Genomic DNA, 7,728 nt, shown 5'->3' on the forward strand with positions numbered 1-7,728 from the left:
CAAATATATAAGGTATAAAATGGTTCAACGAAGGAGTTGCGCATTGCTTTTTCCATAAGCACAGCTTTTAAGAAAATTTTTAGGAAATGGGCAGCCCGAACAGTCTTCCTGATCCAAGTCATAAATCATGAAGGGCCAATCACTTAATTTTAGGTGCATTGTTCCTAAAATTCATACCAATGACAGCAACGGAAAGAAAAAAAGGCAACCTATTCTATTGGATACTGATCGTGATGTCCATTGTTATCGGGGTTATTTTTTACGGCGGTTTCGCCTATGGTTTCAGCATGAAATTTTTATTGTTCTTCTCGGGCGTCCCCTTTTTATTGTTCGTGTCTGGGGCGTTTGGATTGTTGTGGCCGAAGCTAAAACCGTCCGGGGAGGAAAGTTACATCATCCACTCCTTGGTGTTGGGCCTGATATTTTTTATCCTGTTTCTGCTCCACGTTTGGGTGATTTTACCGCTCATTTGTCCAGAATTCAGGGATTGTTTGGATATATAGGCCTTGCCGTTATTTATCATGCAGCCCCAGTCCCTTAAAGATTTTTGGGATATATTTCTCGATTCTGGCCTCACGGGTCTTGGATTGTTTGGCACTGGAAAAGTATAACAAATACCCTTTCTGCCTTCCAGGTGTCAGGGTGTCAAAAGCTGCTTTGAGTTCCGGGTCTCCATCCAATCGATTTTGAAATTCCGCTGGAAACCCATATTCAGATGCCTTTTTAAAATTGACCTTCAGCCCCGCTTTCTCCACTTCAATGGCCTCGAACATATAGGTTTTTAAAACGGGCTCAAGGGCAGCAATCCGATCAACGTCAGTAAATCGGATTACCCGGCCGGATTGGGTGTTCTCCCCTGGTTTCTCCAGAATCTTATGGTCATCCTTCAATAAGGCACCTTTAAAAAAACTTAACGTACAATTGTCTTTGAATGCAGCCACCATTAGAATATTGCTGCCGTTGTGGGTGTAGCAGGGCACGCCCCATTTTCGCTCTTCGGTAAGGCCACAATCCAGCACTACCCTTCTCAGGTATTTCAACTCTTCTTGCCAACTGTGCACCTTACATTCCGGGGTGCCGCCCAAGGCACAGCGACCACAACCCTCCAGCAAATAAGCGTCGATTTCGGGATTCATATATGTGTCAATAGGTTAATGGTGGCACCGTTTGGGTCTTTTACAAAGAACCGTCTAACGCCCCAATTTTCATTTGTTGGCCCGTAAACCACTTCGTGCCCCAACTTCTTGGCTCGTTCGTACATTTGGTCCACATCGGGTATTTCAATGGACAGAAAAACCGATGTATTGTCCGGTTTTGTAGCCTCTTCATTCTTAAAAATATTGATTTGGGCCGTTGGATTTTCTTTGGAGGCAAACGTTATGATCCACCCAAGATCCATGGCCAACTCCATCCCCAAAAAATCCACATAAAATGCTTTGCTCGCTTCCAGATCATCGGAATACATATTGGGCACAATTCTTCGCATATTTCTTTTTTTGTTGATGGTTTACATTTCGTTATATCCCTTCCCTTCAAAAATCTTGGGGGTGGACTTCTCTATTCGCGATACACGGGTCTTGGATTGTTTGGCTTGGGAAATATAGAGCATATATCCTCGTTGCCGACCCGGGGTCAGAGCTTCAAAGGCTGCTTTGAAATCTGCATCGGCATCCAGTCTCGCCTGAAGTTCTTCGGGCATATCAAATTCTGAGGTTTTCTTCATTTTAACTTCCAATCCGGCCTTTTCCACCTCAATGGCTTCATGGATATAGGCTTTTAGGGTAGCTTCCAAATCCCTGATTTCATCAATGGTGGTAAACCGTATCTGCCGGGCCGACTGCACATTTTTGGTCTGTTGAATCAAAATTCCTTCGGTATCCTTCAGCAAAACACCCTTATGAAACAACAACGCGCAGTATTCCTTAAACCCATGGATCAAGACCACATTGCTCCCCTGAAACGTGTAACAGGGCACGCCCCACTTCAATTCTTCGTTAAGCCCGGTATTGAGGACTATTTTACGCAATTGTCGATAGGCTTCCTGCCATTGGGAGGGTTTTTCAAAGAAAAAATCGACTTTGGGATTCATAGGGTTATTCGTTTTGTGTTGTGATAACTTTTCTGCTAGTTGGTCTAAAATACCAAGAAATTAGGGTCAATGCCAATAACAAGGAGGGTCCAAAAAAATCAGCGGCTCCATCACCTACCGCCAAATGGGAAACAAGGGCTCCGATCATGGTAAAGAAAAACCCGGCATAGGCCCATTCCTTCAACACAGGAAATTTTGGAATCAAAATAGCAATAACACCCAATAATTTCCAGGCACCAATCAACGTAAGAAAATAAATGGGATAACCCAAACGTTCCATCATCTGCACTTCCTCTTCCATTTGGATGAGCTGTACAATACCCGTGGAGGCCATACCCAAGGCCAGCCAGACCGTGGCGACCCAATAAATGATCTTGCCTGTCCGTCCCACAGGCGGGTTTCGTTTTGTCATGATATGTTTTATTAAAATTGAGGATGTGATGCTGAAACAAGTTCAGCATGACCCCAGTTACTTTAACTGTTCCATTACTTCCTGCAATCGGTCATGCGCCATATTGATGCCCTGTCGAAAGGGTAGTTTCAGCATTCGGTCTCGGTCCTCTACGGATTTATAGACCACGTGCATGTGTAACTTGCAGGTATCCTTGGTCAAGGATTCAAATTCCAAGTATTCCAGTTGCACAGGGAAATCCGTATTTTCCATTTCAAAGGTCCGGGTGATTTTTTGATTTGGCACAAACTCATGGATCGTACCATTGAACCCATGCTTGTTCCCCATGGGGTCCGTGGTTTCAAATTGATAGCTTCCGTGCTTTCCATTTTCCAATTTCAGCACCTTGGTGCCCATCCATTGCTCCACAATATCCGCCTCAACATAGGCCTTGAAAAGTAATGCCACGGGCAGTTGAAACTCACGGTCAATAAAAATCTCTTGCTTGCCTTCTTCGGCATGTACCTGTGTTTTACGTTCCATGTTTCAATCTTTGGTTTTGTGTTGTTTCATGACGGCCTCCAGTTTGTTGAAACGGTCATCCCATAGCTCCCGGAAAGGCTCAATAAAATCTGCAATCTCCTTAAGCTTTTTTGGATTGAAGTGATAGTAGATCTCCCTACCCTGCTGCTCTTGGCCCAGCAATTCGCATTCCGTTAAAATTTGAATGTGCTTGGATATCGTCTGTCGTGATGAATTGAACTCCCTCGCTATTGCACCGGGTGTCATCGCTTTGGCCGCCACCAAGGCAATAATGGCCCTACGGGTGGGGTCCGCTATCGCCTGAAAAACATCTCTACGCAATTCCATTTATGCAGTTATTTGACTGCAAATATAAGTGCAGTTATTTAACTGCGCAAATAAGATTACAAAAAACTGTGCTGCAAACTATGAATCAGGCCATGGCCCTGGCAAAGCCCACCGTATCGCGGTACACTTTGGGCGAAATATCGGCATTGTTCTTAAAAAAGCGACTGAAGTAGTGTTCGTCATCATACCCTAGGTCAAAGGCGATCTCCTTCACGGATTTGTTGGTGAGGTACAACTCCCGCTTCGCCTCAATAATGATCCGTTCCGAGATGAGATTGGTCATGGTCTTGTTGAAGTGGTTTTTGGTGATCTTCGCGAGCGCTTTGGGGCTGATGTTCAATAGATCCGCATACTCCCCTGCGGAATGCTTGCTTTTAAAGTGGGTTTCAATAAGGTCCTTCAAATTTTGGATGATAAAGGGCTCCTTCTCATCGGGGGCGTCCTTAAGGGATTCGGGTTGTTGTTTGGCCTTGGCACGAGAAGTTGTTATCAAAAATATTTTCAGGTAGGACAGCAAAAGGTCATACTGGGCCAAATCGGATTTTTGCACTTCGGTGCGCATCTGCTCCAGTACCATTTCCAAATTGCCTCGGATGTCATCCTTCACACAAAAATAGGGCGGACTGTAGATGTTATTGAACAGCACCCCGTTGCAGGCCACTTGTTCCTGGTGTTTGTGGATACAGAAAAAATCAGGATGAAAATTCAACACCACACCCTCAATTTTTTCCTTTTCCAGAAGACTGAACGGTTGGTAAGGGGTTATGGCGAACATCGTATCGGCCGTAAAATCGAACTCCGCGAAATCTATTTTGGCGGTGCCACTCCCCTTTTTCACCCAGATCAGGGAATAGTAACTGAATCGTTTTAAGGAACAGAATTGGCAATCGTCCTCAAAGCTGGACAATTTAAAGGCCAGCTTTCCGGTTTGTTCGTTGATGAGTGTGTTGGTGTTGTAGATGTCCATTTTTGATTTTATAGGTTGAATATCAGCAATCAAGATGACTTCTCGACGTCTCCTTCGACTGCGCTCAGGATGACAGCTCGAAGTGACAATGTATTATGGTTACTTAAAGTCGCCGTTCGGTTTCGGCAATCGGCAGGTCGTTGATGCTGGCGTAGCGTTTTTGCATCAGCCCATGCTCGTTGAACTCCCAATTTTCGTTTCCATACGCGCGAAACCACGCTCCTTCGGCATTTTGGTATTCGTATTCAAAACGAACTGCTATTCTATTGTCGGTAAAGGCCCAAAGTTCTTTCTTCAATTTGTAATTTTTTTCTTTTTCCCATTTTTCGGTCAAAAAGGCAACCACTTCCTCCCTACCGTTCACAAATTGGGAGCGGTTGCGCCATTCGGTATCCACCGTATAAGCTTTGGACACTTTTTCGGGGTCTTGGCTGTTCCAGGCATCCTCGGCCAACTGTACTTTTTCCCGGGCCGTTTCCTCGGTAAAGGGAGGTAACGGAAATTTTTTTTCTATTGCCATTGTAGCTTGTTTAAAATGAAAAAAGGGCAAGCTGAAAAGTCAACCTGCCCTATAGCATTATTTACTGTTTTTAACCTTTGGCCAACTGGTATGGGCCGCTTTCTTCAATTCTGAAGTTCGGGCACTCCAATCGGGCAAGGTATTGAAAGGCTCCCCGTTGAAATCGCCATTGAAGAACAGATAGAGTTTTCCATCGATCACATCAAACGTTTCTGGATTGATCGGGAATTTGGCTTGTTTTTCACCAACACCCCAGGCACAATACCCATCAAACTGGGGCAGGTACATACTGGGTGATTGGGCAAAGGTGGCCTTGTTGGCCTTGCTGGCAAAGTAATAGGTTACCCCATTGTGCTTGGCGGCATAGGCTTTGTTGCCCTGCTTGGCCTCGCCAGAGAAATAGGAGACCACATCATACCCGCCAATGGCTACGCCATCTTTGTTTACAGGGTCAACCTGGGCTTGGACGGCAATTCCCCAAACTAGGGCCATTGCCAGTACGAAAATTTGTTTCATTGCTTTCATGATTCTGGTTTTTATTTGTGCTAATCGATTAAACGGTTTCCGCTTCAACCACCGGAAAATCGATATCGGTGTTGGCGGTGTTGTTGAAATAGTTGGTGAATACGTTCAGGGCCACATGTGCCACGATCTCACCCACTTCGCCGTCGGTGTAGCCGGCAGCTTTTACAACCTCAACGTCGTCGGAACTTACCCTTCCGCGTTTTTCCACCAAGGTTTTGGCAAAATAGAGCGCAGCGGCAGTCTTGGGATCTTTGTTTCTTCCCTCGCGGGCCATGTGTAACGTATCAGTGTCAATGCCCACCAATTTTTCCCCGATAAAGGAATGGGCAGATAGACAGTAGTTGCAGGTGTTGGATTCTGCCACTGCCAAGGCGATCAGTTCGCCCAATCGACCACCCAAGGAACCTTTGCCCAACGCATCGCTCAGGCTCAAATATCCCTGGAGTACGGCTGGGGAATTTCCCATGGTGCGCATCATGTTGGGAACCATTCCCAATTTGCTTTGGATGCCGTTGAACAATTCCTTTGATTGCCCTGTGGCTTCCTTTGGATCTAATGCTTGTAAACGTGTCATAATTCTGTTTTTTAATTATTAATGATTTGATACCACAAAGTTGCGGCACGGAGGGGTGGGATAAAATGGACAAACTTCACTTCCTCTTGGACATTTTTCCCGAAATGCCCTTTTCTAAAAAAAACAAAGGGCCAAACTCTCGTTTGACCCCTTGTCCTTCAACCGCACCATCACACTTCACACTAAACACTGTCTTTTACTACTTGTGCATCTTCAGCTCGTTCACCAATTCTTGGGTGGTAAAGACTTTGCTGCTGATCATCTTGTAATTGGTCTGGGCAGCTTGGTCGCCATCCAATCCGGGGAGTTTGGCCGAAGCAGTGGCATCGCCGACCACGGCAACCTCAAAACCGTTTTCCACCAATTCCCTCATGTGCGATTCGGCACAAAGGTTCCCGGACATCCCGGCCAAGATCACCTTGTCAATTTTCTGCTTGCGCAATTGCAGGGCCAAGTCGTTGGACTCGGAACCAAAGACCTTGTGCGGGCTGGTGACCACTACCCTATCCTTGTTGATGTACTTTTTGTAACGGGGCAACCAGTCGGCACCGGAACCCTCAAAACCTTCCACGTTCAATTGGTCCCCACGATCGAACATGCTAATGTTGTGCATGAGTTTCTCCAAGGTCCCCTCAAATTTCCAAACATGATCGTGCTCGTAGTAGTAGTGGGGCGATACAAAAACGGGAATGTTGTGTTCCTCGCCCAGTTTAAAGATGGTTTCCAGGTTTTCAATGGTGTTGTTCTCCTGTACGCTCTGGCCCACGGCCCCCCAGGCCACCCCATCGGGACTGAGAAAGTCGTTTTGGGGGTCTGTGATCACAATGGCGGTATGCTCGTCAATAATGAAACCCGGTTCTGGCAATTGGGCAAAAACGCCCGTAATTCCTGTGGCAAAGACCACAACTGTCCTGAATAAATTTTTCATAGTGTTGTACTTTAAAATGTTATACTAAATTTGATGGTACAAAGTTGACGCGATTGCCAGCCTCAAAAAATGGACGATGTACGCCACTGAATGGACAATTTTCCCAAGGCGGCACGGCCCCGTACAACACAGCGTTTTTTAAATTGTATATTTTTGAGATTATGAACGTAAGACTTACCCAAGAACAGAAGATCAAAGTGCTCAACTCAACCGACCTCTACGCGATCATGCAGCAGGTGTTGCTACGCGAAAACAAAATTCGCCGCAACCAAGAGCATTTTTGGGTGGTGGGGCTCAACAACGCCAACAAGATCCTGTTTGTGGAACTCATTGGCCTTGGGGCCAACAACCGGGTGAACGCAGACCCGCCCGATGTGTTCCGGATGGCCATCTACAAACTGGCCGGCAAGCTGATCTTGGTGCACAACCACCCCAGCGGCTCGCACGAGGTAACGGATGCCGACCTGATCTTTACCGACCATATGCTCAAAGCCGGGAAACTGTTGCAGATTGATGTACTGGACCATTTGGTGATCACCGAAACGGCCTACACCAGTTTTGCCGACCAGGGCGTCATGGACGAACTGCGGAAAAGCGGCCTTTTTGAGATCATGGGGCCCGAAAAGCAGGAACTGGAGGCCTTTAAACTGGAAACGGAACGCAAACGGGCCGAAAAGGAAAAGGCGAAATCTATTGCCAAGAAGATGAAGGCCAAAGGTTACGACGATGCCACTATTAAAGAACTAACGGGGTTGAGTTTGAGGATTATTGGGGGGTTGTGAATGTTTTAAAAGCTTTTTAATCTCCCTATTTTTCTATCCGAGATATTAATTCATCTTCTTCTTCGCTGAGATTAAATCTATA

At 45.9% G+C, this 7,728-nt stretch carries 13 protein-coding genes; 2 read left to right on the top strand and 11 right to left on the bottom strand.

Annotation, left to right across the window (positions count from 1 at the left end; genetic code table 11):
• Nucleotides 1–179: 179 nt before the first annotated feature.
• The gene (locus A7D14_RS07045) at nt 180–503 is read left to right on the top strand and encodes a hypothetical protein (protein ID WP_067032021.1); all 324 of its coding nucleotides are present in this window, start codon (nt 180–182) and stop codon (nt 501–503) included.
• A 9-nt stretch (nt 504–512) separates the two neighbouring features.
• Here the strand turns inward: A7D14_RS07045 and A7D14_RS07050 are convergent, their stop codons facing one another.
• The 11 genes from A7D14_RS07050 to A7D14_RS07100 form a co-directional block, all read right to left on the bottom strand.
• The gene (locus A7D14_RS07050; protein ID WP_067032024.1) at nt 513–1,136 is read right to left on the bottom strand and encodes a YdeI/OmpD-associated family protein; all 624 of its coding nucleotides are present in this window, start codon (nt 1,134–1,136) and stop codon (nt 513–515) included.
• Nucleotides 1,133–1,486 (bottom strand): VOC family protein, encoded by a 354-nt coding sequence (locus tag A7D14_RS07055; protein ID WP_067032027.1) that lies wholly within the window; start codon nt 1,484–1,486, stop codon nt 1,133–1,135. Before A7D14_RS07055 ends, A7D14_RS07050 begins: the two co-directional genes overlap by 4 nt.
• 21 nt (nt 1,487–1,507) lie before the next feature.
• Entirely contained in the window at nt 1,508–2,089 is a 582-nt protein-coding gene (locus A7D14_RS07060; protein ID WP_067032029.1) for a YdeI/OmpD-associated family protein, read from the bottom strand.
• Nucleotides 2,090–2,093: 4 nt separating this feature from the next.
• Complete coding sequence (locus A7D14_RS07065) at nt 2,094–2,501, bottom strand: DoxX family protein (RefSeq protein ID WP_067032032.1); 408 nt, start codon at nt 2,499–2,501, stop codon at nt 2,094–2,096.
• Nucleotides 2,502–2,558: 57 nt separating this feature from the next.
• Nucleotides 2,559–3,023, bottom strand: a complete 465-nt coding sequence (locus A7D14_RS07070) for an SRPBCC domain-containing protein (protein WP_067032034.1) — start codon at nt 3,021–3,023, stop codon at nt 2,559–2,561.
• Nucleotides 3,024–3,026: 3 nt separating this feature from the next.
• Nucleotides 3,027–3,350: an ArsR/SmtB family transcription factor gene (locus A7D14_RS07075; protein ID WP_067032037.1), complete on the bottom strand. Its 324-nt coding sequence runs from the start codon at nt 3,348–3,350 to the stop codon at nt 3,027–3,029.
• Between the two features lie 85 nt (nt 3,351–3,435).
• Complete coding sequence (locus tag A7D14_RS07080; protein WP_067032040.1) at nt 3,436–4,317, bottom strand: helix-turn-helix domain-containing protein; 882 nt, start codon at nt 4,315–4,317, stop codon at nt 3,436–3,438.
• 103 nt (nt 4,318–4,420) lie between these two features.
• Nucleotides 4,421–4,837, bottom strand: a complete 417-nt coding sequence (locus A7D14_RS07085; protein WP_218058513.1) for a DUF1348 family protein — start codon at nt 4,835–4,837, stop codon at nt 4,421–4,423.
• Nucleotides 4,838–4,894: 57 nt separating this feature from the next.
• The gene (locus A7D14_RS07090) at nt 4,895–5,362 is read right to left on the bottom strand and encodes a YHS domain-containing (seleno)protein (RefSeq protein ID WP_218058514.1); all 468 of its coding nucleotides are present in this window, start codon (nt 5,360–5,362) and stop codon (nt 4,895–4,897) included.
• Between the two features lie 28 nt (nt 5,363–5,390).
• Nucleotides 5,391–5,936 carry a carboxymuconolactone decarboxylase family protein gene (locus A7D14_RS07095; protein WP_067032043.1) on the bottom strand — a complete coding sequence of 182 codons (546 nt, stop codon included), beginning with the start codon at nt 5,934–5,936 and terminating at the stop codon, nt 5,391–5,393.
• A 199-nt stretch (nt 5,937–6,135) separates the two neighbouring features.
• Nucleotides 6,136–6,864 carry a cysteine hydrolase gene (locus tag A7D14_RS07100; protein WP_067032045.1) on the bottom strand — a complete coding sequence of 243 codons (729 nt, stop codon included), beginning with the start codon at nt 6,862–6,864 and terminating at the stop codon, nt 6,136–6,138.
• A 53-nt stretch (nt 6,865–6,917) separates the two neighbouring features.
• On the opposite strand from A7D14_RS07100, the gene A7D14_RS07105 reads away from it, so the two are divergent.
• On the top strand, nt 6,918–7,646 hold the full coding sequence (locus tag A7D14_RS07105; RefSeq protein ID WP_255307405.1) for a JAB domain-containing protein: 729 nt from the start codon (nt 6,918–6,920) through the stop codon (nt 7,644–7,646).
• Nucleotides 7,647–7,728 lie beyond the last annotated feature (82 nt).

The organism is Allomuricauda sp. CP2A, assembly GCF_001683915.1.
Classification (GTDB): Bacteria; Bacteroidota; Bacteroidia; order Flavobacteriales; family Flavobacteriaceae; genus Flagellimonas.

Bases quoted from the DNA above. Each gene is read 5' to 3' on its own strand.
- A7D14_RS07080 (WP_067032040.1), bottom strand. From the start codon at position 4,317: ATGGACATCTACAACACCAACACACTCATCAACGAACAAACCGGAAAG.
- A7D14_RS07085 (WP_218058513.1), bottom strand. From the start codon at position 4,837: ATGGCAATAGAAAAAAAATTTCCGTTACCTCCCTTTACCGAGGAAACG.
- A7D14_RS07060 (WP_067032029.1), bottom strand. From the start codon at position 2,089: ATGAATCCCAAAGTCGATTTTTTCTTTGAAAAACCCTCCCAATGGCAG.
- A7D14_RS07100 (WP_067032045.1), bottom strand. From the start codon at position 6,864: ATGAAAAATTTATTCAGGACAGTTGTGGTCTTTGCCACAGGAATTACG.
- A7D14_RS07070 (WP_067032034.1), bottom strand. From the start codon at position 3,023: ATGGAACGTAAAACACAGGTACATGCCGAAGAAGGCAAGCAAGAGATT.
- A7D14_RS07050 (WP_067032024.1), bottom strand. From the start codon at position 1,136: ATGAATCCCGAAATCGACGCTTATTTGCTGGAGGGTTGTGGTCGCTGT.
- A7D14_RS07075 (WP_067032037.1), bottom strand. From the start codon at position 3,350: ATGGAATTGCGTAGAGATGTTTTTCAGGCGATAGCGGACCCCACCCGT.
- A7D14_RS07055 (WP_067032027.1), bottom strand. From the start codon at position 1,486: ATGCGAAGAATTGTGCCCAATATGTATTCCGATGATCTGGAAGCGAGC.
- A7D14_RS07090 (WP_218058514.1), bottom strand. From the start codon at position 5,362: ATGAAAGCAATGAAACAAATTTTCGTACTGGCAATGGCCCTAGTTTGG.
- A7D14_RS07045 (WP_067032021.1), top strand. From the start codon at position 180: ATGACAGCAACGGAAAGAAAAAAAGGCAACCTATTCTATTGGATACTG.
- A7D14_RS07095 (WP_067032043.1), bottom strand. From the start codon at position 5,936: ATGACACGTTTACAAGCATTAGATCCAAAGGAAGCCACAGGGCAATCA.
- A7D14_RS07065 (WP_067032032.1), bottom strand. From the start codon at position 2,501: ATGACAAAACGAAACCCGCCTGTGGGACGGACAGGCAAGATCATTTAT.